Annotated in this window: 19 protein-coding genes and 3 pseudogenes; 10 read left to right on the top strand and 12 right to left on the bottom strand. The window is 42.5% G+C overall.

The genetic code is table 11. The features are described 5' to 3' along the window. The first annotated feature begins 258 nt into the window (after positions 1–258). The 4 genes and pseudogenes from BTO10_RS05290 to BTO10_RS05280 all read left to right on the top strand — a co-directional run bounded on the left by BTO10_RS05290 (position 259) and on the right by BTO10_RS05280 (position 3651). Entirely contained in the window at positions 259–1773 is a 1515-nt protein-coding gene (locus BTO10_RS05290; protein ID WP_105023824.1) for an EAL domain-containing protein, read from the top strand. Further along, positions 1773–2012, top strand: a complete 240-nt coding sequence (locus tag BTO10_RS05285; RefSeq protein ID WP_105023823.1) for a hypothetical protein — start codon at positions 1773–1775, stop codon at positions 2010–2012. The genes BTO10_RS05290 and BTO10_RS05285 overlap by 1 nt, the downstream gene beginning before the upstream one ends. A 40-nt stretch (positions 2013–2052) precedes the next feature. Further along, positions 2053–2178 (top strand): annotated as a pseudogene (locus BTO10_RS23685) (AraC family transcriptional regulator); the annotation flags it as partial. A gap of 372 nt (positions 2179–2550) precedes the next feature. Next, entirely contained in the window at positions 2551–3651 is a 1101-nt protein-coding gene (locus BTO10_RS05280; protein WP_258097001.1) for a hypothetical protein, read from the top strand. A gap of 155 nt (positions 3652–3806) precedes the next feature. On the opposite strand, the gene BTO10_RS05275 is transcribed toward BTO10_RS05280, so the two are convergent. Both BTO10_RS05275 and BTO10_RS05270 read right to left on the bottom strand, forming a co-directional pair. After that, positions 3807–5390, bottom strand: a complete 1584-nt coding sequence (locus tag BTO10_RS05275) for an ATP-binding cassette domain-containing protein (RefSeq protein ID WP_063525332.1) — start codon at positions 5388–5390, stop codon at positions 3807–3809. Beyond that, positions 5387–6994 (bottom strand): ATP-binding cassette domain-containing protein, encoded by a 1608-nt coding sequence (locus BTO10_RS05270; RefSeq protein WP_105023821.1) that lies wholly within the window; start codon positions 6992–6994, stop codon positions 5387–5389. Before BTO10_RS05270 ends, BTO10_RS05275 begins: the two co-directional genes overlap by 4 nt. 717 nt (positions 6995–7711) lie before the next feature. On the opposite strand from BTO10_RS05270, the gene BTO10_RS05265 reads away from it, so the two are divergent. From BTO10_RS05265 to BTO10_RS05255, 3 genes are all read left to right on the top strand, one after another. Beyond that, positions 7712–8290, top strand: coding sequence for a DUF2913 family protein (locus BTO10_RS05265; protein WP_105023820.1), 579 nt, complete (start codon positions 7712–7714; stop codon positions 8288–8290). A 131-nt stretch (positions 8291–8421) separates the two neighbouring features. Continuing rightward, a complete protein-coding gene (locus tag BTO10_RS05260) occupies positions 8422–9654 on the top strand; it encodes a methyl-accepting chemotaxis protein (protein ID WP_105023819.1) in 1233 nt (410 codons plus the stop codon). A gap of 279 nt (positions 9655–9933) precedes the next feature. Beyond that, positions 9934–10728, top strand: a complete 795-nt coding sequence (locus tag BTO10_RS05255) for an endonuclease I family protein (protein WP_105023818.1) — start codon at positions 9934–9936, stop codon at positions 10726–10728. Positions 10729–10848: 120 nt separating this feature from the next. On the opposite strand, the gene BTO10_RS05250 is transcribed toward BTO10_RS05255, so the two are convergent. The 8 genes and pseudogenes from BTO10_RS05250 to BTO10_RS05215 all read right to left on the bottom strand — a co-directional run bounded on the left by BTO10_RS05250 (position 10849) and on the right by BTO10_RS05215 (position 18176). Beyond that, positions 10849–11574 (bottom strand): 2'-5' RNA ligase family protein, encoded by a 726-nt coding sequence (locus tag BTO10_RS05250; RefSeq protein ID WP_105023817.1) that lies wholly within the window; start codon positions 11572–11574, stop codon positions 10849–10851. Between the two features lie 126 nt (positions 11575–11700). Continuing rightward, positions 11701–11967 (bottom strand): annotated as a pseudogene (locus tag BTO10_RS05245) (GNAT family N-acetyltransferase); the annotation flags it as partial. A 56-nt stretch (positions 11968–12023) separates the two neighbouring features. Beyond that, positions 12024–12401, bottom strand: coding sequence for a nuclear transport factor 2 family protein (locus BTO10_RS05240; RefSeq protein ID WP_105023816.1), 378 nt, complete (start codon positions 12399–12401; stop codon positions 12024–12026). 110 nt (positions 12402–12511) lie between these two features. Next, the gene (locus tag BTO10_RS05235) at positions 12512–12922 is read right to left on the bottom strand and encodes a cytidine deaminase (protein WP_105023815.1); all 411 of its coding nucleotides are present in this window, start codon (positions 12920–12922) and stop codon (positions 12512–12514) included. Between the two features lie 30 nt (positions 12923–12952). After that, positions 12953–13366, bottom strand: a pseudogene (locus BTO10_RS05230) (RDD family protein). Positions 13367–13838: 472 nt separating this feature from the next. Then, a complete protein-coding gene (locus BTO10_RS05225) occupies positions 13839–14969 on the bottom strand; it encodes a lipocalin-like domain-containing protein (RefSeq protein ID WP_105023814.1) in 1131 nt (376 codons plus the stop codon). Then, positions 14969–17479 carry an ABC transporter permease gene (locus BTO10_RS05220; RefSeq protein WP_105023813.1) on the bottom strand — a complete coding sequence of 837 codons (2511 nt, stop codon included), beginning with the start codon at positions 17477–17479 and terminating at the stop codon, positions 14969–14971. Before BTO10_RS05220 ends, BTO10_RS05225 begins: the two co-directional genes overlap by 1 nt. After that, positions 17466–18176: an ABC transporter ATP-binding protein gene (locus BTO10_RS05215; protein WP_105023812.1), complete on the bottom strand. Its 711-nt coding sequence runs from the start codon at positions 18174–18176 to the stop codon at positions 17466–17468. Before BTO10_RS05215 ends, BTO10_RS05220 begins: the two co-directional genes overlap by 14 nt. A gap of 352 nt (positions 18177–18528) precedes the next feature. On the opposite strand from BTO10_RS05215, the gene BTO10_RS05210 reads away from it, so the two are divergent. The 3 genes from BTO10_RS05210 (at position 18529) to BTO10_RS05200 (ending at position 21316) form a co-directional block, all read left to right on the top strand. Beyond that, a complete protein-coding gene (locus BTO10_RS05210; protein ID WP_105024248.1) occupies positions 18529–19323 on the top strand; it encodes an ABC transporter ATP-binding protein in 795 nt (264 codons plus the stop codon). Further along, positions 19320–20282, top strand: coding sequence for an ABC transporter substrate-binding protein (locus BTO10_RS05205; RefSeq protein ID WP_105023811.1), 963 nt, complete (start codon positions 19320–19322; stop codon positions 20280–20282). Before BTO10_RS05210 ends, BTO10_RS05205 begins: the two co-directional genes overlap by 4 nt. An 86-nt stretch (positions 20283–20368) precedes the next feature. Then, entirely contained in the window at positions 20369–21316 is a 948-nt protein-coding gene (locus tag BTO10_RS05200) for a FecCD family ABC transporter permease (RefSeq protein ID WP_105024247.1), read from the top strand. Between the two features lie 124 nt (positions 21317–21440). On the opposite strand, the gene BTO10_RS05195 is transcribed toward BTO10_RS05200, so the two are convergent. Both BTO10_RS05195 and BTO10_RS05190 read right to left on the bottom strand, forming a co-directional pair. Then, positions 21441–22430 (bottom strand): zinc-dependent alcohol dehydrogenase family protein, encoded by a 990-nt coding sequence (locus BTO10_RS05195; protein WP_105023810.1) that lies wholly within the window; start codon positions 22428–22430, stop codon positions 21441–21443. A 336-nt stretch (positions 22431–22766) separates the two neighbouring features. Further along, a complete protein-coding gene (locus BTO10_RS05190) occupies positions 22767–23648 on the bottom strand; it encodes a DMT family transporter (RefSeq protein ID WP_063525320.1) in 882 nt (293 codons plus the stop codon). Positions 23649–23701: the final 53 nt, after the last annotated feature.

Below are 23701 nucleotides of genomic sequence, written 5' to 3'. Positions count from 1 at the left end.
CTTTTTATCCAATGTAAGGTTAGCTTTTAGGTTTTGTATGTGGTTTTCTATTACAAAATTGGTTGGTAGTAAGTTGTCAAAAATAATTTATGCTATAGTAAGTGGCTCTCGATTTCTTAAGAAACGAGTTATCATAATTTTTGTTTGAACGATATTTAACCTAGGTCGTGGCTGTGAATCAAGCGCTGCGGGCGTTTGCAATTACATTGTTAGTCGTAGTACTAGTAGCTTACTATATGAGCTTTTAAAGGCGGAAGTGTGGTACAAAATATTCTTTTCGATAGAAAGCGTCTTTTTTATATTAAGCGGATTCTATTTTCAATTGTTTTTCTGGTTGTACTAACATTAGCTAGCTTTACTTATCAATCAAAAAATATTTATGAGACGATAAATCTCTCTTTAAATAAAAAAGTCATCGAACTAAACAATATTGTGAGAGCGGGTGAAGTCGCTGCTATTCGGGCAGGAACAATAAGTAAACATTTTATTAATGGTTGCTATACTTATCAAAAATATTTGGATGACTTAGTTTTGACTACACGATATATCAATGGAGTGGTGTTGGCCAATGATAAAGAGGAGTGTTATTCCTCAAATATTTCAAGTATTAGCCTCTCGTTACCAGAATGGAAAGGTGACTTTTTTAAGCTCAAGGTAGGCCAAGCTTTAAATCCTATCGACTCTATCTTAATGGTTAGCGACTCTAAACGCATCGGTTCATATTCCACATTGGATATTTATACCTTGTTGAATGTTATTGATCAATTTTACGATTTTGGTACCGTTTATATTAACATTAACGATGCTTATATCGGGTCTAATCACTTTGTTGAACATTTTTCTGGTCAAACCATCATTGTTGAATCAAGCCAATACCCTTATTCACTGGTATTTAACTATCATTATTATGATTTGGCTTACTACTTATTTAGTAGCAGCTTCTTTTTGTATTCATTATTTTTCTCACCCCTTGTTGTCTATTTTTTTATTAACTTTGGTTGTGACGATGATGCACTTTTGCTTAAAGAGATTAAAAATTCTATAAAATTGCATCATTTTGTTCCTTATATACAGCCAATAGTCAGCCATGATGGAACAATTAAACATGCAGAAGTATTGGTTCGATGGGTTCACCCCAAATTTGGCCTAATCCCACCCGATGATTTTATATTGCTTGCTGAAGAAAGTGGATTAATTATTCCAATTACAGAGCAGATCATGGAGGTTGTGGCTAACAGACTTTGTGACATTGAGCATCAGTTATCACCTGAGTTCTCGATTAGTTTTAATGTGTCGGCTTCTCATCTTGGATGCCCTTCAATAGTAAGTAGTTGCGAAAACTTCCTCAGCCATTTTTCAAGAGGCTCAATATTATGCCTTGAACTCACGGAACGAGAGCTTCTCGCTAATACTGACTTAACGTTGAGTTTATTGGCATCCATTAGAGCGATGGGTGTCAAGTTGGCACTTGACGATTTTGGCACTGGCTTTTCAACTTTAGAGTCTTTAATGAATTATGAGTTTCAAATTGTCAAAATTGATAAAAGTTTTGTTGAGCGAGTCGGTGATAAGTCGGCGTCTGCACACATTGTAGACAGCTTGATCGAATTATCCCAGAAGATGGAACAAACATGCATTGTTGAAGGCGTTGAGACTGAAGACCAAGTTCACTATTTCCTCTCTAGAGGCGTGGACGCTATTCAAGGCTACTTTTATTCTAAGCCACTCACTTTGGAAGAATTTATTCGTTATATCAGTCAAAAGGGTATTTAATGCAACGCGGTTTGTTTTTAGTCTTGTTTAGTGCTTTGTTACTCGCGCAACTTGGGTGTGAAAGTGAAGACAATTCTGGTACCCCCGTCAACCAATCTTCTTTCCCAATTGCTGCCAATGATAGTTTTCATGTCGTTCCACCGAACATAGATTCGTCTATCGAGCTTGCTTCTCATATTGATATGTTTCGAGAGTTGAATTCAAAAATAAATGCTCTTTATGGCATCATACCAAATTGAATAGGGCATGAGTGTGACGGAATAGTGATTGCGAGTTTGATACTTATATTCAATGGTTCTACAAAAAAGTTGGCTGTCTATCAAATAAGTTGCATTATCAGGCTACAATCAGGCCAGTCTTTTCATCAGTATGTTCAAGAATTATTCAGGTCAAACTCCCGAATAGTATAAGAACCGTTTGTTGTAATAGGTTTAGTCAAATACTTAGATTGACATTGTGAAGGTTACTGATTTTTATATCTAAGTTGCTGCTTTAGTTGGCTAAATTCAATTATTTTGAGCTTAGCTCTAATCCTGATTCTTTAATGGTTTTAATTTGGTTATATAAGTGTTTAGTTTTCTTTCGGTAATTCGGTGATGATTTATTTACCACTTGCTTAACCTATCGAGGAAAACCTTGAAGTTCCGAATCTCAATATTATCAGTGTTAGTTGCCACACTTTCTGCATGCGGAGGTGGCGGCGGTGATTCAGCGCCACAGGCTCAAAAGAAACAAACAGTAGTGCCACAAATGTCGGTCACTCCAGCAAAAGGTAGTGTGGCTGATCCAAAAGATGATGCAGTAAAGAAGTTCTCTAGCAGCCCTGCCATGTATTCGGCAAATACCATTGGCAGCACTGATATCAAAGAGTGCATCAAATCTTTAAACTTATTTAATATTTATAGTATTGGCTGGGATGATAAATTTAATGAAGAGTTATCACTTAAGCAGCAAAAAGACCTCAAAGGGTTTTACGGCGTTTACGGCGCAAATGGGATCGTAGACTATGCTGAGAACAGCAAAGAAATGATTGAAGCAAAAGATTGGATCAGCTACTTCTACTATGATGCAAACCATCAAGATTGCGAAGCTCGTCGCTACAAGTCCTATTCCAAAGTGAATAAGGTGGGTGAAGACATTACAGAGCTTAGGCACCAATATAGCGTTGATGCCGCTAAAAACACACCTCAACAAAATTGGAAAAACTATACTGCTTGGCAAATTGATTCTCAGAAAAACACAGTGATTGGTCTAGTGACAACTAGCATTACTGGTGCTATTCAGAACAAGCAGCAATTGAAGAGTTTCAGCTCAGGTAGCGAGCGTATAGTTGATACTGTTAGTTTCAGTGATATGTTTAGAAATAGCTATTTTTTGGAGCTTCATAATAATGGCGAAGCCGAATATCAAGTGGTTGGCGGTAAGGTGATTGATAGATATGCAAAACGAAATCTGTCAGACCCTGATTCATATTATGCCGTTAACTTAATTTCGGCGTATTTCCCAGGTGTAGGTACCCGAATCAATTGGTGTATTCGAGGTAGCCAATTCGCATCAAATAAAGAGGCACCAATCACCAAAGCCCAATATAACAACATTATTGAAAGTGGTGATTTAGACATAGCCTACTGTGATCCATTTGATAAAAATATCGGCAAAGTTCGTTATTATGATACGAAAGGAAACAAAGTATCAGACAGCTCTGCTATCGCCGACGAGCTAAACAACAAGTTAGTACAAGGCACTGTTGTTAAAGATAAGTTGGATCAACGCGTTAAAAACAAGAAGTTGTACTTAGGAAAAACACACAGTGAATATTTCCAAGATACTTCTCTGGCGAATCAAGTTGATCAGATTAAGGCTGATTTGACGCAATAGCCTTTCAATGAGCAAGTTCTCTCTGTCACGTCGCCCAAGTTTAGCCTAATTAACTTTACACAGTGAGTTGCAGCTAAACTTATCAGCGAGCGCAAGTACGTTTTCGCTCGCTGATAAATATTAATTTGGGCTATTCTTTAGTACAGTACTTTAAATTAGCTTTCCATATTTAACTCGAAAGTTGGTTGCCAAATACTTGAATCACGATGCGTAACAACAAGAACGGTCGATGCTAATGAGTGAGTGAGCTCAGCAATAGAACGTTCAGTCATTTCATCCAAAGCCGAAGTGGCTTCGTCGAGGATCAAAATAGGAGCTTGTTTTATCAATGCTCTCGCAATCGCTATTCGCTGATTTTCACCTCCGGATAAACTTCTACCTTTTAGTCCAACGTGTTGGTGAATGCCTAAAGCCGATCGTTCGAGTACTTGACTGAGTTGAGCTAGCCTAGCGTATTCCTCTACTTCCTCATCGCTCGCGTCGGGCTTTCCTAGTCGTATATTTTCAGCTATCGTACCCGTAAAAATGATAGGGTCTTGTGCAACGTAAGAAAGTTGCTTAGTGAGCGTATTATACGGAATTCTGGTTAGATCGATGCCCCCCAAAGAAATATGCCCACATGTAGGATCATCAAACCGTAACAGCAGCCCTAACAACGTGCTTTTTCCGCAACCACTAGGCCCAGTTATAACGACGTTTGAGCCTTGGGGGATATCGGCTGCAATGTGACTGAAGATGTCACCATAGCTTATTCCAGATAACTGAAGGTGATGATGACTTGGGGATTGTGCACTGACTTTTTCCGGGTCGGGTAAGCAGGGGACGTTCGTTAAGTAAAGGTAGTCACTTATTGAATTTTTTACGGTGTTAACGTCCATCCCTGTAAATACTAACTTTTCTAATGTAGCAGAAGCTCTTGTAATAAGAATTAGTATGGCCAAAATTAGTACAGGCTGGTCTATATCATTAAAGACCATATAACTTGCTATGCCTGTAATTGGAATTATGTTTACAAGAGCTGATAAAAATGTGACTTTTGCAATTGTGCAATTGATATGTGCGTAAATTTTTTCTTGTCTGACCCAACTAGATTCCATTCTTTTTACTGCTCTTCCAGGACCTACGGTTGAGCGCAGAAAATCGAGATGCTCAAGAAGCTCTATTGTTGATTGCGAAGCTTGAGTATCCGAATCATGGCGTGATGCATCGGCTTTACTGAGTAGGGTTTGAAGCTTGTGATGAAAGAAAAGTGACATAAAAAGCAAAGCTGCACTCAGCATTGCAATCTGAAAGCCTCCGACAAAACCGATACCAAAAATAATAAATAAGGGAAGAAGTGGGGCATAAATAAAGGTTTGTAATTGGTGTGCGGGAATTGCCATAAAGTCCGGTATCCCCTGTTCCGCAAGTTGGGTTGTCTGGGCCCGATTTTTATCGTTAAACCATGCTAATTTAGCTCGGCTTAGCGCATATCCAAGTGACTGATAAAGGATACCAGCCAATTGTGCGCCAGCTATGAAGCCACTCCGCGTAACTACGATGGTTACTAATATTGTAATGAAAGCGGGAACGACTACGTAGAGTGGCGGGAGCTGTTGCACGATTGCCATCGCAAGGCATGTATAGGAAAAGGCTTCCAGAGCTGCAATAACTCCCCAAGCACAGCCAATACCAAGCAAACGTTGTTTTACCGCCAATGGAAGTTTTTGCTCAGAAAGTCGTGAATCTTGCGCTGTCATATTGCTTCACTCCAAGTGCGGTTCGTTCGTGTTAAGGTTAGCTTGACATCTGTTTTCTGAGCCAACTCTGAGTCATGGGTGACTATGATCAAAGTTTTATTCTTCTCGTGGGCAAAGTTCCGCAAATTCTCGATGACTGAGATTGCGGTGTGCTTGTCGAGTGCACTGGTCGGTTCATCAAGTAAAAATATGTTCGCATCAGTGAGAAGCAAACAAGCGAGTGCGATTCGTTGTTTTTGTCCTCCCGATAAGGCACCGGCATTGTCTTCTAAGTCAATACTTATCTGTGCAATGTCAAGTGCCTCTATCATCTGCCTTTCAGTAACTTCGCTATTTGCCAACTGTAAGTTACTTCTCACTGTTGTGTTCAAAATACTGACCTGCTGTGGTAAGTAGCGAATGGCAGAGAATTGTGACTTGTCGTTTAATTGCTGGATTGGTGTTTCTCCAAGAAAAACCGAGCCTTTAGTTGGAATTTCAGAACCAGATAGGATTCGTAGAAAAGTACTTTTACCGACTCCACTAGGTCCCATAATCGCAGTACATGAACCTGGAGTAAACGTATGACTGACATTGTCAATCAGGAGTGTTCGCTCATAGATAGCATGTATATTTCTTGCATGTAATTGCTCGACAGTATCGACGGTAGCTTGAGCTTTTTTTATTGGGGACTCTTTCAAGAAGCTTTGAAGCCGTCTTGCTGCACTTTTTCCTGCAACGACATAATCGAGTCCGTGCCCTAGCTTCAACACTGGCGTTACAATAGCTAAGCTAAAAAAGAAGATTGCTGCCATTTCTGGAACGGGTAATTGGTAGGACACAGTATATGCAATTGAAAATGTAGCTACTGCTTGCAGAAGTGCGACAGCTATTGCGGCTGGTAAAGCGACTTTACTTACCCAACCAACAATACCATTAGTGAAGCATTGGGTGGCTTTATTATAATCTGCCATAGCACCAACGTGAGTTTCAAAGATTCTGTTTATTTTGATTCCTCGTATGTAATCGTTAACTGCCGTTACTATTTCTCCCATGATGCTCATACGTCGTTTACCATGTTTAGCTGCGTAGTTCGGGAGAAATATTAGGTAATAGAGTGATGCAAGTAGCCCAGGGAGCAGAACCAGCAGGGCGGTTGCACCAGCAAAATGTATCATGATAGTTATTGATGCCAATGGCACTACCATAAATGTAACGAACTCTGAGGGTAAATGAGCCACCATATGATGAAGTGCATTAATATCCTCTGTCGTCAAACGACGAAGTTGGTTATCGCTGTATTGTGTTAACGCTTTATGGGGTAACCTCACGAGGTGCTGAGCTATTTGTCTACGTAATTGAGAAGAGAACTGTGCTTCCGCCTTGTGAATCGACCAAGAGGCTAGTGATGAAAGCGCAGCGCTCGTAATCCATAATATAATGGCTGTATATAACCATTGACTCGAAAAGTTATCTATCAGTTGTATTAAGCATAATAGAGCGAAAACTTTAGTCAGAGCAGCAACCCCTTCCGCAATCGTTCCTATTATAAGTCCAGTTTTAGATCGGGCGAGAGCAGGTAGCAGTTCTTGCGTAATATAATATTGTGCTATTTTAGTGATCATTACTTTATATCCTCTTGCTTGATATTAGAGATTCGCAGGAGGCTTTCTAGCTTAGAGTTTCGATAATTCTTACAAAGATTCATAATTAGCTTAATTTCTTCACGACAGATTTACACAACGACTTTCGACTCTAATTATTAACGCACTAAACCTTCGTGATTCTAATATGCAAAATGTTGCTTTTGGAACGTATTACTACAAGAGTTACCTAAGAGTTTGTTGACTAACGAGAGTCCTTTACTCTGTGCAGATAAAACATTAAAAGTTGCATGGTAACTTAATGTTAATGAGAATCAATACTAGCACTAGCATCTCCATTTGATGAGTAATTAGTTGCTTATTATATTGCTAGATGACATTAATATGCACCTGATCACGTTTTACTCGCGGGTGAACCTGATGAACAGCGAAGAGAGCTGTTAGGTTGACTATATTTCATTACATCTAATCCTTAGCCAGTTTTTCATTAGTTTCCATTACTTCTATAGCCTTGCTGTTGCTATTTGATCATAAATTCAATTTTGTTTAATAAATGTTCTGTTACATCAGAGAAATGTGTATGACAATATTTTTTGAAAAAGAAGCATCCGTTAATAAATAAACCCATACCTCAATAGTCAACCAGATAATTTTTCATTTCTTGGGGGGATACAGGTAGGCAGGTAATTAGCCCCGTTGATTTTACAAAACGTAGCAGTTCGAAAATAAAGAGTGACAATGTCGAGTTACAAATACGAGCGTTTACTCTCAACCACGATAGACAACGCTTTATTGCACCTTTGGATTTCGGTTGCCAACTCAAGAAATCATGTTTCTAGAGATGTCCGAAACCAGATATTGGTGCGATGGTTTAAGCCAAAAATAAATAAGATCAAATATAAAAAAATTAAGAAAGAGATAAAGTCGATCATACAGGCTGGCAAGTATGGTACAGCCTTACTTGAAGAGCGTTTATGTGAGCTTAGAGAGCTATCCCAAAGCTACAGGGATAGGTTGAATGACATGCATAAGCTTCACTATCTACTTGAATATTTGAGAGAAGATCATGGGATAACGGCAGACCTTAATGAAGGTGTGTCCGAATATCTTCCTAGTACTTTATATGTCTCGCAGGCGCATCTAGAGCAATGCTTCTCAGAGGAGCAACAGCAAATTAAGCCATTAATGGTCAGTTTATCCAATATTAACGTGGACAACTTTATTCATATTGTCCAACTGTTTGGCTTTCATAAAGTCGAACTTAACACGCATCCTACTAGCAGTTTGCCAATCGTAGAACTTTCTGTCGTTAACTAACTTGGCGCGATAGGAATTTAGTCCTTATTTACTAAGGGTATAAAACATAAAACCAATTATTATTTTTGAAGGTGGACAGTATCATTTTTTTTAAAAAGAAGGAAAAAAGCATAGATCAACCTGATCACAATATGGATATTGTTGATTCATTGAATCGTTCTTTAGCAATGGTGTCGTTTGATACTCGCGGGCATGTGTTAGACGCGAGTGAGCCATTCTTATCATTGATGGGCTATTCACTGGATGAAATAAAAGGTAAACATCACTCACTATTTTGCTCTGACGAGGTAGTGAATACCTCTCACTATACGCAGTTTTGGCGAGACCTTGCTGCAGGTACAAAGAAAAGCGGTGTTTTTCCTCGTTACGCCAAGGGAAAGCGACAAGTTCATATCGAAGCGACTTATTGCCCAATCATTTCAAATGGGGAAGTGCAAAAGGTCGTTAAAGTTGCCGCTGATGTTACCGAGTCTCATGTAAAGCAGACTCTAGACAGCGAGTTATTAGACGCACTCAACCAAACCTTTGCGACTATTTCGTTTACGCCCGATGGCAATATTTTAGATGCAAATGACAACTTCCTGAAAACCTTGGGTTACTCAAAAGAACAGGTTATTTCGCAGAATCATCGGATGTTCTGTTTTGACGAATTTTACAAAGAGAACCCTAACTTTTGGCAAGAGCTGCAATCGGGTCGAGCATTTACTGGCCGCTTCTTAAGAAAAGATCGACATGGTGGAAAAGTTTGGATTCAAGCTTCTTACAGCCCAATAAAGAACGAGCGAGGAGAGGTCTATAAAGTCGTTAAGTTTGCTTCTGATATCACTAATGAAGTGCTGCAAGAAGAGGCGACTTCGGATGCGACTTCTATTGCTTACAGTACCGCGGTAGAGACAGCACAAGTGGCAAGCGATGGACAATCTTCTCTCGCTCTGACCCGCGAGCTGTCTAAAAATGTGGTTGAAGATATCGAGAAGTCTGAAAAGCTAATTCGTCGACTGACCGAATTATCGGGCAGCATCGAAAATATCGTGCAGGTCATCGGCAATATTGCTGATCAAACGAATCTACTGGCACTTAATGCGGCCATCGAGGCGGCTAGGGCTGGAGATTACGGCCGTGGTTTTGCCGTAGTTGCTGATGAGGTCAGAGTTTTAGCTTCGAGAACATCCGATTCAACAGAAGAAATCAGTCGAGTGGTTGCAGAGAACTTATCTTTAACCAATGACATTACGCAATCTATGGAAGTGATCAGTCAATCGTCTATCGAAACAAACGACAGGCTTGAAAGCGTATCTGTTGTGATCGAAGAGATACAAAAAGGCGCGGAAGACGTGGCTAGATCTGTCTCGAACTTAACTTAACCGAAGATAGCAGGGCGTAAGTGACTCACTTTCGCTCTGCATCACTAGCAAAAGCAGCTTATTCGCGTTCGGGAGTAAGCACCCCAACCCTAAATACCTTAAATCAAGCATAGCTCATTGCAGGTTTGTGCACAGCTATACCTTACGGCTTAAATATTAAGGCTGTAGCTCGAGTAAGATTTATAAACAAACAGATTGCATATAAATTGTGTTTTGTAGAGTATGAGGGCACTCATCAATGGTGGGTGGATAACAACAATAACAAGGATAATAAAAACAATGAAATTACGTTTAAATCTTAGCCTATTGCTGATTTCGACGGCACTTAGTCCAGTTGCGCTTGCTAATACTAGCTACCCTGATGGTTACTACCTTGAAGCTGAGGGGCTAAGCGGCAATGCCTTAAAAGACATGCTTGGTGTGATTGCTGCTCGCGGGCAAAAGCAACTCACTTACACTCAGGTGTGGTCTGCATTGAAAGACACCAACGAAGATCCGAATAATCCGAACAATGTGATTTTGTACTATAGCGGTCGTTCACAATCCAAAGACTTTACGTCATCAGGCAACAACGACAAGAATGCTTGGAACCGTGAACATCTTTGGCCAAAATCTTTTGGTTTCAAGCGCAAAGATCAGTGGGGTTATACCGACATTCACCATCTTCAACCAACCGACGCAGAGATTAACTCTATCCGTTCGAACAAAGACTTCGATTTTGGTGGTGCGCCATTGAAAAAGTCACCGCTTAACAAGACGGATTACGACAGCTTTGAACCTCGTGACGCAGTGAAAGGGGATACCGCTCGTTCGCTTTTCTACATGGCGGTACGTTATGAAGGCAATAACGCGAAAATGCCGGACTTGTACTTAGTCGATGACACGTCGAGCTCTTCAGGGCAACCTAAGGTTGGAAAACTGTGCACATTACTACAATGGCATAACGCCGACCCTGTCGATGATTGGGAACGTAATCGACATGAAAAAGCTGTTAAATGGCAAGGTAACCGCAACCCGTTCATTGATAATCCAAGCTGGGTAAATGACATATATGACAGCCGCTGTAATGGTTGATATATAAACTTAAGTCAATGCAATGAAGCCATCCTAGTGATGGCTTTTTATCTTGCGAACACTTTATTAGTGAGTGGTATTTGCAGTAGAGAACACTCAGTGTATCGATAAGCAACGTCGTTAAGCTTCAGCTAAGCTCTTTGTGTTTGTGTTGAGTGATATGCAGGTTCTAGATAACGATTGAGTGATATCCAGGTGTTGGTACCAGTTATTGAAAACCAGTTCGAAGTCATTAAGAGTAATCCTACCAAACGTATGATTTCGATATTGCTCACAGAGGTTAAAAAGTCGCTGAGCATTATTGATTGGTGATCTAAAGCGAATCAAAGAGCTGTGAGCAGTGACCTGTTTGTATCGACTATCGAAAGTGACTCGTAGCCCTTCTTCTACTAATGCTTCACGTAACTTGTTTCGGAACTGTTCAAGTCCATTACCCATAGGAAAGCCTTGGAGGATGATACAGTTTTCAGAAGCACTTATGCCTTTATACTCAATCTCAATAGGTGCAATTGAACCTACAACTTTATTGAAAACCTCAACGTAGGATTGAGCATTAATATGAGTTATTTCAAAGTTAGCAACGCATGAAATAATGGAAAGAATGGTTAAATGTAACTCCTCCCTAGGATGATAATATTGGTCGGGTTCGAGTATGCTTACAGCCTCTTGAAATCTCATTATTTCATCGAGAAGAGCATTGTTGCCTTGTTTTAGATAGGCTAGAGCAGTGATCCCTCTTCGAGTGTCGTTGGGTAGATCTAATAGATGTGAATCTAGTTCATATTGGTCGGTTTTAGATGCAACTTTAAAGCGTTGCCACATCTTATCATAAATCTCTTCGCTCACAGTTTTCCTTCGATAGTTATTAAGACAATAGGTGAGTACAGAACTTATTCCCTTGAGATGAGTGGCTTAAAATGCATCCTCACTCAAATATTATGTTTAGCTGTTCCATTACTCGGTTGTGTGGGTTTAGGCTTCAACAGCTCCTATTTTCTTAGACATGTAAAAACCAGTAATAGAGAAGCCCACTGCTTGGTAGAGCTTCGGTGCTCTTTCATTATGGTACGCGATTCTTAACTTTATTTGTTCAAGACCATGTGCCTTAAGCTGGTGTTCTAATGAGCTCAGTGCTTGTTTTCCATAGCTTGCACCTCGGTACAAATTAAATACGTAGAAGTCGTAGATGAAGGTAGATTTATCTTCTGTATTAATGGAGTGCCAAAGGTAGCCGACGAGATATGCTTGTCCATTAGCTCAGCTTCAATACAACGTCCAATATGTGAGTTCACATACTAGGAGTTGGTTAGCTCGAAAGGTAAACATGGTGTGCCTTGGTGATATTTAAGCTGCCAACCAGCCTCAGTCAAAACCCATATAGAGCAACGTTTGGCATAGTTACTCACATCACCAAGTTCACTTACCAAAGCAGTCTGATATTTTAGTAAGTGTACCGAAGGGCTTAGTAAAAGGCATTCGTAGTTTTGTGAGTGAATTTTTGAGGTGGAAGGTTCCTCTGCTCTCATCATTTTGACGATAGACATAAAGTCATAGCTATCGCCACTGCGACCGACTTCAGAAAAATCGGGATGTATTAAACGCTTAATATCATTGTTGTTTTGTCGAACTTCATATTGATGAAGTTCGATTTCTTGCTGAATTAAAATGTCCAATAGAGCTCCCTAGCGTAGATTTCAAATTACCAGTTATCATGTTACGTATCATCCCTAGAAGCATTGTATAGAGTGCTTAGGGGCTTCGAGGCTTGGTAATAAGCGTTTTGTTATAGAGTGGTTCCATTTACTAACGACCAGTGGTGTGGCATTAATTCACGGATAGTTTTGAACACCAGCTTATTCTCTTTTGTTGAGATAGCTGCTTTAACGTCGCCTCCCCAATGAACCAGTCTTTCTTGGCAGACTCCACAAGGAGATAGCACCAAAAACTCAGTACTCTCGTCTTCTCGACAGATACACAGGGAGTGCGTGACTTTTTCGTTCAATTTATGCGCTTCCAGAAAGGCGCCGACCTCCATACAAAGAGAAAGTGCATCATTTTTCGTATCGGGAGCAATACTAGTTAAAATTTTGCCTGTTTCCGTTCTTACAGCTGCAGCACCGCCCCAGCCTCGCGGATACCGTTTTTTAATCAGCTCAACGGCAGCGTGATATAACTCTTGTTCTTCTTGTTCCATAGTATCCTCTCGAGCTGCCACTGTTTGTAGCTAGTGAACGATGACGACCGTTTTCGCCAACTTGTCACCTATTCTTTGCCTCTTTTTACCAAGAATAAAAAATGCGTCGATAATGCCAAGCAATGGTTATAGCAAATTACGAAAGAGTGATTGTTTTAAACTACAATTTTCTCCTGTAACCGAATCTATAACCGAAATTCCCAGTAGTTTCTTGCCAAGACTTTGACCTCTCGGCAAACCATCAGAAAGTAGGAAATACGAAGCTGCTATCAAGCTCGCTGACCAACCTGTTATATCTTGAGATAAGCCGATTGAATTACCTAACGAAAGAAAGAGCATGAATATGATAGCGCTAATCAAAGAATCGATGAGCTCCCCTACATAACGACGCCCTGGGCTTGCTAGCTTATACGCTTTAATTACACCGTCACTATTGTTTTTCACTTTTTCCCTTTATATGAATTGGATATTTGAGTTGTTTGATAATGTCAGGTCCACCTAGCTATGTTTGAGCGCGCTGTGACCTCCTTGGACGGATACTCTCTAACATACAGGGTCAATTAATTTGGATGATGACCCTGAAAATCGTGGTGGTGTTGCCTGTAAAGAAGGAACCGCGTAGCCAAATATTAAGCTATTAGCTTTTGTTGTTTTTACTCTTGGTAATATATCTAAAGCTTATACTTGTTGGTATTTATTAAACGTACATCAATGTTTGATCGCTTCACAAAACGGTATCTCACTATGAGTGGTTTCGTTGTTAGGTGCGAATTTAACTTATTGACTTGGTTGTACTTAATTTTTTGATGTTGTAGTGAACATGACTTTACGCTGTGACAAGCTCGTGCGATTTGAATCGGTGACTGGTTAATTCATGCCTTTTTATTGTCATTGCTTTATGATTGCTCAGACATACCTAATACCCCGTCAACTCCATATACCCTGTACCTGAGTGTGTTCCTTTAATTGAGATTGGACCCTCCCAATAGGGAACCGATAGGGGCATTTTTGCTTTGGGATTGAGTGCTGAGACAGTCAGCTCTATGTTTTTCGTTGGAATTGATATTTGCCACTCTGTTGGATAATCGCGCCCATCGATTACTGTTTGTTTGGTGGCGGTGAGAGTAATGTCTTGCTGCGAAATGGCAGTACCAGAGCCATCTTGCTGCATCAATCTTGCGTGAGCATAACTGGCTTTGCCTGTCGTCGAGTTTCGCAGTTGAAACACGACTAGGCTGGTTTCATCATTGAGCCTAAGTGCAAACCAATCCCAGCCTTGTTGAGAGTCGAGTAAGAACTGCGAGCTCCACTCTCTGTCAATCCAGCCTTTGCCTGAAACTTCATGCGTCACGCCATCAATCGTCACGTCGCCTGATACATCGATGAATGGCTGGCTGTAGTAGTAGGAGGCGACTTTTCCGTCACTGCTTTTGGTGCTGTAGCCTTGCTCTCCTTGTTTTTGGTAGGGAGCGTCGTTAGTCAGTGTTAACGAGTAGCCAAACTGCTCTGAATTAGCATTCAATGTGGCAGGGAATAAGTCATTGGTAGAAGATGTCCACTGCCAATCATCAAGATAGACGCGAAATGGTGATGTGCTTACTCCTGCCAGTTCTGCTTGATCGCGTGACCATTTTTCATCGGCGTAGTGTTTTTCTTCGGTGGTGACGGCACTGTGAGCCATGTAGATCTGTTGGCTTTGCCATGCGGTTGATTTGTTTTGTTCGGCGATGTCTTCTGGAGCTGCGGCAAAACGGAACTGTGTCCATTGTACGCCTAGCGCATTCCCGTCTTCATCGATGAGATTAGCGGTTAGATACCACCATTCATGACGAAAATTCGGGTGTGCTTGATGGTCTTTAGGGAAGCTGAGATCAACGCCTTTAATGACGGGACTGAATTGATTACTCTGCTGCTCACTGCTCCCGCCGAGTATTGCTCCCATGTTCTGAGCGGAATTCGGATCAGCCTTGTCACAACCCCATAGAGCTAGCAGACCAAGTGAGAGAGTAAATAGTCTGATTAACTTAGGTTTCAAGCCAATGTTCATTACAACACCTCACTTTGCAAACTAGATACCACAGGCTTACTGACTAATCGCCATAGAGGAATGAGTGTTGCAATCACTGCCACAATAATTGTGATGAGGGAAATGATAAGCGCATCGCTCCAATTCCACTGGTAATTTAAGCTCCAACCGAAGGCGCGTAGGGTGACGATGTCGGTTAGTACGTAGCCCACCATAGCACCTAGCGGGATGGCGATAACCAAAGTAAAGGTCACAAGCACAGCGATTTGCCCGAGAACCATCGCAATCAGCTTTTTGCGGCTTACGCCAAGCGCATACAACCTTGCGATAGCGGCCTTACGAGCATCGAGCAGCATAAAACACGCACAGAATAAGCCAATCACAGCGACCATCAAGGTGACGCCATTCAGTGCGCGTGTGATGGCAAACGTTTGTGAAAAGATATCCAAAGCGAGGGATTTGATCTGTGCTTGGTCGTAGAGCTGACTTGGGTGCAAGTTCAACTGCTTGCGCAGCTGTTCGTAGACTCGTTGTTGGTTTCCAGAGACTTTAATCCCTAGGCTAGTCGGCAAGTGAGTAAAACCGCTTTCAAACCATAAGTTAGGAGCAAGCAATACCTCGCCATTGGGCGAGCCGTAGTCGTGGAAAATCGCTCCGACGACGAGTGATTTGCTTGGAATAGAGTCGAGCTTAAGTTCGCTGTTCAAAGACAAGCCAAGCTTCACTGCCGTAGGTTCGCTTATCGCAACCAGTTCACCTTGGTAAAAGCGCTGCCAAAAGTTATCAAGCTGCGATTGGAACACCATGGTTTGCGCTAATGTATCTTTGTCTTTGGTGCCGAGTAACGTGGGCAAGCCTTGTAGGTTATCGTCGACATAATATTGCTTATAAACGGTTTCAACGTTCTCAAACTGTTCTAACGCACGCTCTACATTAGCGATTTCACCTTGAGCTGGACTAACGTAAATGTCGGCGTGCAGCCGCTGTTCTAACCATTGCTTTAGGGTGGTTTCAAAGCTGCCTACTAAGGTATTCATTCCCATGTTAGCCGTTACAGCAAGAAGCAGCGCCATCATGGCAAGGGAGAGTGGAGAGATGAGCTCTCTCAATTCAGCAAACAGGTACTGCATCAACCCCGACTGAGTGCGCTGTTCACTCCAATTTGCTAATACGCTGAGCGTTTTAGGCAAATACAAAGGAATAGATACCACTAATACGCCAAGCCACGCCATAGTGAAACGGTGGTTTTCGCTAAGCCACAAGCCAGCTAATGCGATACCCGTGAGTGTTATTCCGATGATAAACAGTTGGTTTTCGTTTGAAGCCTCTGGCGCTTGATAAAAGCCACCATGAGAGGAGATCGGTTGGTGAATGCGTTGTTTAAAGTGCTGCCAGCAGGCAGCAAGTGTGGCGGCTAAGGTGAGTAATAAGGCCTGAACTAACCAAGACCACTGCCATGTGCCAGGCAGAAGTGTTGCTCCGTAAAGTTGTTCCAGCGTGATCGCCACGGTGGGGTGGAGCCAGTGGCTTAATTGAATACCCAAAATGAAACCGAGTGAAGCTCCTAGGGTGACAAGAACGGTAAGTTCAATGAGCAAAGCAGAAAACACAATGCTTGGTGAAACGCCTGCTTGCTGAATTTGTACTAACAGCCGATTACGTTTCAGTAAGCTGTATTTCACGCCGTTATAAGCGATGAACAAACCAACCAAGAACGCGAGTAAGCTCATGGCAGTTAAGTTAAGGTGAAAACTGTCGGTAATGGATCCAAGGTCGGTACTTTGATTATTGGTGATCCATTGCCCTTGTTCTGCGATGAGATTCTGCCAGTTATCTTGTACTTGGTTCTCGACATTAAAAACGGCGATATAGCTCAGTTGACCTTGTTTGTTTAGCAGTTGTTGAGCGAATCCTATGTCCATCAGCATTCGACTCCCCAGTTGCCACTCATCAGGCAGCACGACCACTTGGGTAACGATGTCATCGAGGATCAGCGTGTCCACTTCGTCTAAGCTTTGATGTTGCGACTGGCTCACCATCACAATGGGCTTGCCTGCTAAGAGCTGAGGTAGGGGAAGTGCATTATCAAAAAGAGATATGCTTTGTTCGTTCTCTTTGGAGTAGCGAGCTCTTGAGGTAAGAGCGGCGATGAGCTCGCTGCCTTGGATTGACCAACGACGTCCTTGCTCTTCTCTCACACGCCCTTCAATCACAGGTAGTATCGCGCTGAGTCCGTTTTGTCTTAGCTTGAAGTAGAGCGATTCAGGTAAGTAGTTTTGTCCTGCTGGTGGGATGATTAGGTTCTGAGCCTGAGCGCTCAGTTGCTCGGTAGATTCTGCATAGCTGCGTTTGGCATTCAAATTGATGGCTTGTACTGCGACGAATAAAGTGACGGCCAACACAATACCAATCAAGATCGCCGCAGCTTGCAAAGGAGAATGGCGATAATGCGCGGCGAATAGGTTTAGCGTCAGTTTGGTGTGCGTGATCGCTAAGCGAGCTGGCGTATTAGTAGAATTAGCCTTTGGCATGAGTCATCTCACTAGCTTGCTTTTGGTCTACATGCTTGAGTTTTCCATTGTCTAATACCAGCTGTCTCTGCATAAAATCGGCGCATTCAGGGCTGTGCGTTACCAATAATACAGCGGTGTTGCCTTGTGTTGTGATCTCACTTAGTAATCTCATCACCTCCAACCCTGCTTTATGATCTAGATTTCCTGTGGGCTCATCTGCAAGCAAAAGTTTAGGTTTGTGAGCCAATGCTCGAGCGATAGCGACCCGCTGTTGTTGACCACCAGAGAGGGCAGATACGTGTCTATTAAGTAGTTCGCTGATACTTAATGCTTCGACTAAGTAATCACACCAAGATCCCCATTTCTGTTGGTTTAAATGCAATGGAAAGGCGATGTTTTGTTTTACATTGAGTGGAGTGAGCAGGTTGAACTGCTGAAAGATAACGCCGAGCTTTTGATGGCGGAAACTGCTCCAGTGTTGGTCTTTCCAAGCTGAAGTATTTTCACCATCGAGCCATAACTCGCCTTCGGAAAGAGGTTCAAAGCCCGCAATTAAGTTGAGTAGAGTACTCTTGCCACTGCCACTTGAACCAGTCAAAGCAACGCTGACACCAGTTCCTAGGTTGAAGTCGATATTGTCTAGCACTTGATGGCTCTCTTTGCCATCAATAAAGCTCTTACTGGCCTGTTGCAGTGTGACCACTGGGCTTTCCATTTCCTCTCCTTGTAATCAAAAAGCGATCACCAAAGGTGTTATTTGTTGGTGATTACTATCACGATAGACTCTCTCAAACTGTAGACGACAATTTGAGGATATAGAGCGATTTATATCGAATTATTAATAACTTGTACTTGATTCTTGAAGGGATGGATCAGTTGGCGCTGGATAAGTCCCCCCTAAATAGGTTGTTATTCTCTAGGCTCGGTTAGGGTACTTGGGGTTTCTCGCGTTGATTGGCACCTTCTAAGATTATTTACGAATAACTATATTTTTAATTTATTGTTATGTTATAACATAACCAAATCTTGTTTTTTGATACTCGGTGGGGAAATTGAATAAACCTGTTTTGTCAGTGAAGGGGCTCTGCGCCAATGGTTTAGCAAACTGGAGGGCGGTCTCGGATGTGACATTTGACGTGAATGATGGGGAGTGTATTGCCATCATTGGGCCGAATGGAAGTGGAAAGTCTAGCTTACTAAAAGGAATTACAGGCGAATACAAAGCCGTTGCCGGTGAGATGTTGTTGTCTGGTATCGAACTTGAAAGTCTAGCAAGGCAACAGGTAGCGAAAAAGGTCGCGGTGGTTACACAACATGAGCATGTGGATCCCCGTTTGAGTGTCTCTGAATACGTTGGCTTGGGCCGTACGCCGCATACTTTTTGCTGTAGTGCGAAAGAGCACAAGCGAGCAGTCAAACAGGCAATGGAAGATGTTGGGCTATTACATAAAAGCCAACATAGCTTTGGTGAGTTATCGGGTGGTGAACAACAACGTGCAAGTATTGCGCGAGCATTTGCACAAGAGCCGAGGCTTTTGTTGCTAGACGAGCCCACTAATCATCTTGACCCTCTGGCTCGTCTTGAACTTCTGAGCCTTATTAAGCAACGCGGCATTGCATCAGTTGTCGTGCTGCATGATCTGCCCTTAGTCGCTCCATTTGCCGATAAAGTTCTTCTGATGTCTGACCAAAAAATGGTCATATTTGCATCGCCAGATACGGTCATTCAAGACCGCTATATGGTTCCCGTTTTTGGATTGCGCGTTTTGTCGTTCAATCACCCCAATATGTGCAGCACCATCCATCATTTTGAAGCTGCATCCAATCACTCTAATTTATCTCTAATAGGAGCAGCCCAATGAAGTGGCCTGTAATTTCTAGCCTCTTGTGTCTTTTACCTTTATCTATTGCCCACGCTACAAGCACTCAATACCCGGTTACGGTAGATAATTGCGGGAGCCCACTAACGATTGATAAGCACCCTTCGCGTGCGGTCGTGCATGATATAAACATGGCTGATATGGCATTTGCTCTTGGCCTTCAGGAGGATATGGTGGGTGTGACGGGCATTACTGGCTGGTACAAGATGTCTGGTTCATTCAAACAACGTTTAGGCGATATTCCAGAGCTTGCACCTAAGTACCCGTCATTAGAAACATTGATTGCCTCGGATGCCGATTTCTTTTTTGCTGGCTGGAATTACGGGATGAAAGTAGGGGGAGAAGTGACGCCTCAAACGCTGAAACCTTATGGAATCGATACCTTAGTGTTGTCGGAAAGCTGTATTCATACTCAGAGACAAAAGCAAGGCGCTACCATGGACCTACTTTATGATGATATCGAAAAGCTAGGCGTTATTTTCGATAAACAGTCAGAGGCTGAGGCTCTGGTGAACAGTTGGAAAGAGAGGATTGCAAAAGTCGCTGAACAACAAAAAGCGTCTGGAAAACCTAGTCCAAAAGTCTTTCTGTTTGATTCCGGTGAAGACAAGCCTTTTACTTCAGGTAAGTACGGAATGCCTAATGCTATGATTGAAGCAGCCGGTGGACAAAACATTACAGGTGATATGGAAGCCAGCTGGGCACGAACTTCTTGGGAAAATGTGGCTAGCGCCAACCCTGATGTCATCATTCTTCTCGACTACCAAACTGCAAGTGGTGCCGATTCGTTGCAACGTTTTCTAGAAGCGCATCCGTTAATGAAATACACCAATGCGGTGACTGCTGGTCGCTATGTCAAATTGCGTTATGAGCAGCTAACCCCTGGGCCAGCCAATATTGATGCTATTGAGAAACTTGCAGCCGCGTTTATTTCTGAATAGCTGGCAAGGTTATTATCGAAAAGAGTAGTAGTTTTTTGATTTTATTTGATAAATATCGAGCAGCTTGGTTGATGGGTATCGGCGCAATGCTGCTCGCCTTTATGATGAGCTTACAATTTGGCTCTATCCCTCTTTCTTTTAAAGAGGTGATGGTTGGATTGATCTCTTTTAATGATCCAAGCCCTGATATGGCAAGCAGAATACTGTTCGACCTTAGGTTGCCTAGGGCGTTACTCGCTGTTATTGCTGGTGCGGGGCTGGCGATGGTAGGAGCCTTACTCCAGACGTCGACACGTAATGACTTGGCGGATCCATTTCTGTTTGGTTTGTCATCAGGTGCGTCTGCTGGTGCGGTGTTGGTGATTACTCAACTGGGTGATGCCTTGGGCATTTGGTCATTGCCGTTGGCGGCGTTCTCAGGAGGTATTGTTTCAGCCACAGCCGTTTTGATGCTGTTCTCGATGCAGAAGAAAAAGGGCAACGACAATCTGATCTTGTGTGGTTTGGCGATTTCATTCCTATTTGGTGCAATTACCAGCTTTTTAATTTATTCCGGCGATCAAAGAGCGGCGAGCTCAATTTTATTCTGGACGATGGGAGGTCTAGGGCTTGCTCGTTGGGATAATTTGATTTTTGCTCTGGTGGGTGTGCTGTGTCTGATTGCCTTAGTGGCTAAGCGTTATCGCGAACTCGACACCTTATTAGTGAGTGAGCAAACGACAAGCTCATTGGGCATCAACGTTCATCGCCTACAAAGTGAGGTTTTTCTTTGCTGTGCGTTTTGTACTGCATCAATCGTTGCAATGACTGGAGTAGTTGGCTTTATTGGTTTGATGGTGCCTCATCTTGTTCGACCATTTTCTGGGGTAACCCATAAACGAGCCATTCCTTTGATCGCACTTTGGGGTGCGGTGCTTTTGCTGTTTGGGGATGTGGTCAGTAGGACGATATTGGCACCACAAGAGCTTCCAGTTGGGATTGTAACAGCGGCGCTGGGCGGGCTGTTTGTTTTGTACCTTGTCTGGCGCAAGTAGCTTGTTGGTTTAATCTGGAAAGTTCACTAACCATAGAGCCTATGGAACTCTAACCACTATTTTCACACTGGCACTTTCGACCCTCACTCTGGTGGTTGAAAGTGCATTCCTAAATCTCTTCAACTTAAGCAGGCAGCAAGATGATCTTGCCATCCAATCGTGTGGTTTTAGATTCGATAAGATCAATCGCGGTCTGAACTTGCTCTAAAGGAAAGCAACGGTCGACATCGAGTTGAATCTCGTTCTTGATGAAGTGAGCGAGCATGGACTCGAATTGATCACGGCGCACTTTTTTACCTTCAGCTTCTTCCCAATAACGTAAGAAAAATGTGCTGAACTCGATAGCTTGGTTTTTAGCATACTCGAAGAAACGTGGTTCATAAAAATCCAGAGAGAGCGTTCCATAGTTGATAAAGCGCCCTTGTTTGCCCAGCGTGTGAATAAGCTCGGTTCCGGGTGAGCCGCCAATCGCATCAAAGGCAACCGTTGGTTGCGGTAGGCCAAGTTTTTGGATTTGTGCAACTAAGTCATTTTTGGCATCCAACACATGTTTCGAAGTCGTAAGAGCGCGTTTGGGTTGTGACGTTACGACGATGATTGGAAATCCAAGTGACCTTGATAATTGGGAGAAAATCTTACCAATCGCTGAACTGCCGGCATTGATGATCAACACATCTTCTTTGGTCAACTTCGCCACTTCTGTCGTCAGTACCCACGCGGTGAGCGCATTAATGTATAACTGACATGCGTAGCCGTTATCCATATGTTGAGGCAGGTGGAAAAGGTTGTCAGGTGACACATCGATGTATCTTTGCCATGTTCCACTTGTCGCCACCAGCACTTGCTGGCCCACAGTAAAATCAGTATGTTGAGACTCTAAGATCGTACCAGTTGCTTCAAATCCTGGAACTCTGGGCGGCTGGTGGCTGTGTTTATATTGCCCCACACCATGAATCGACAACAGATCACTCGGGTTAATGTTGGTCGCTTCAATCTGTACTCGAACCTTACCTTTATCTAGTGCTCCTAAAGTGACATGTTCGATCTTGAGAGATTCTTTCGGCTGACCGAATCGGAACTGGCTAATACGGGTGTTTCTTTTGGTATCTGTCATGAGCCGATTACTTAAGTTGGGTCAAGTGGACGCATTCTTTTTCTAGATAGCACGTTAACAAGCCGTCTGTGTTGGCAATAGGATATGCACTGGTGGGATCTAAAAAGTTATTCCCATCAGTGCTATTTCATAATGCCAGACAGGTGCTGCTCAACCAAGTAACTCATTTTCATGTTTCTGATTTTGAGACTATATGTCGGGCTCTTGTGCTTAGTTTGTCGTATTTATTGCATTGACTGTAGCTGCCGCAGGCGCAAAGGTTTTGAGATAACCACTGAATTGGTTGCTTGAACCTTGCTGTTTATTACTACATGGCTTTTTGTTGCAACACAGCCTCTATTGCCACATCACCAAGATTGCAGCGACTGAAAGTAATATCAGCGCAATAATGTCTTTGCGGGCAATACTTTGTCCTAGCCAGAAGTAAGAAATCAAGACCATAAAGACCACTTCGACTTGGCCTAATGTTTTCACGTATGGCACGGCTTGAAGAGACATCGCACTAAACCAGCCAAGAGAACCAATCACACTTGTTAGGCTTGTCATCAGAACTAATCTCGACTTCTTGAATATTTGGCGTAATGTTTCACGTTCTTTAAGAAAGAGATAAGTACAGATTATAAGTGTTTGAAGAGTGATCACCAAAAACAGAACCCAAGCGGCGCGATGAGGGAAGGGAAGACCAATACTTAAGCTCGCCTCACGTACCCAAAGAGAAGTAAGAGCAAAGGCGGTACTGCAAGCCATACCAAGAAAAAAGACCTTTGGAGATAGGCTGCGCCACCCAGAAGAGCAGCTCATGATTAGAACTCCCAGAGTACCAATTAGAACACCTATCCAGCCAGTAGCAGTTAATGCTGTACCAAAAAATAATACTGAGAGCACCGCTGAAACAGGGGCTTCGCATTTAGCAAGTCCCGCACCAATGGCATAGTTTTCGAGTTTGAATAGCATTACCATTAAGCCTGTTGCGATGATCTGCATAATTGCGGCTGCAACAATGTAGAAAACAAACTCTCCGGAAAAATGAGGGGCGGAGACTGGCTGCCATTGATATAAAGTGTAAAGGTAAATGAGGGCGACCGGACCAGCCCAAATGAATCTTGCTAGTGTTACACCTGCGACACTCATGGTGCCACTTAATTTGCTTTGAAAGGCATTCCGCCAAGATTGGCTGAAGGCTGCAAGGAGGGTAAAGGCAATCCAACTAAAAGACATAAAACTTCCAAGAGTGATGTAATGGTCTGATTTATAGTAATAAAAAAACAGAT

Source organism: Vibrio chagasii (assembly GCF_002954585.1).
GTDB classification, from domain to species: domain Bacteria; phylum Pseudomonadota; class Gammaproteobacteria; order Enterobacterales; family Vibrionaceae; genus Vibrio; species Vibrio chagasii_A.
This window is presented reverse-complemented; position numbering and strand designations above follow the sequence as displayed.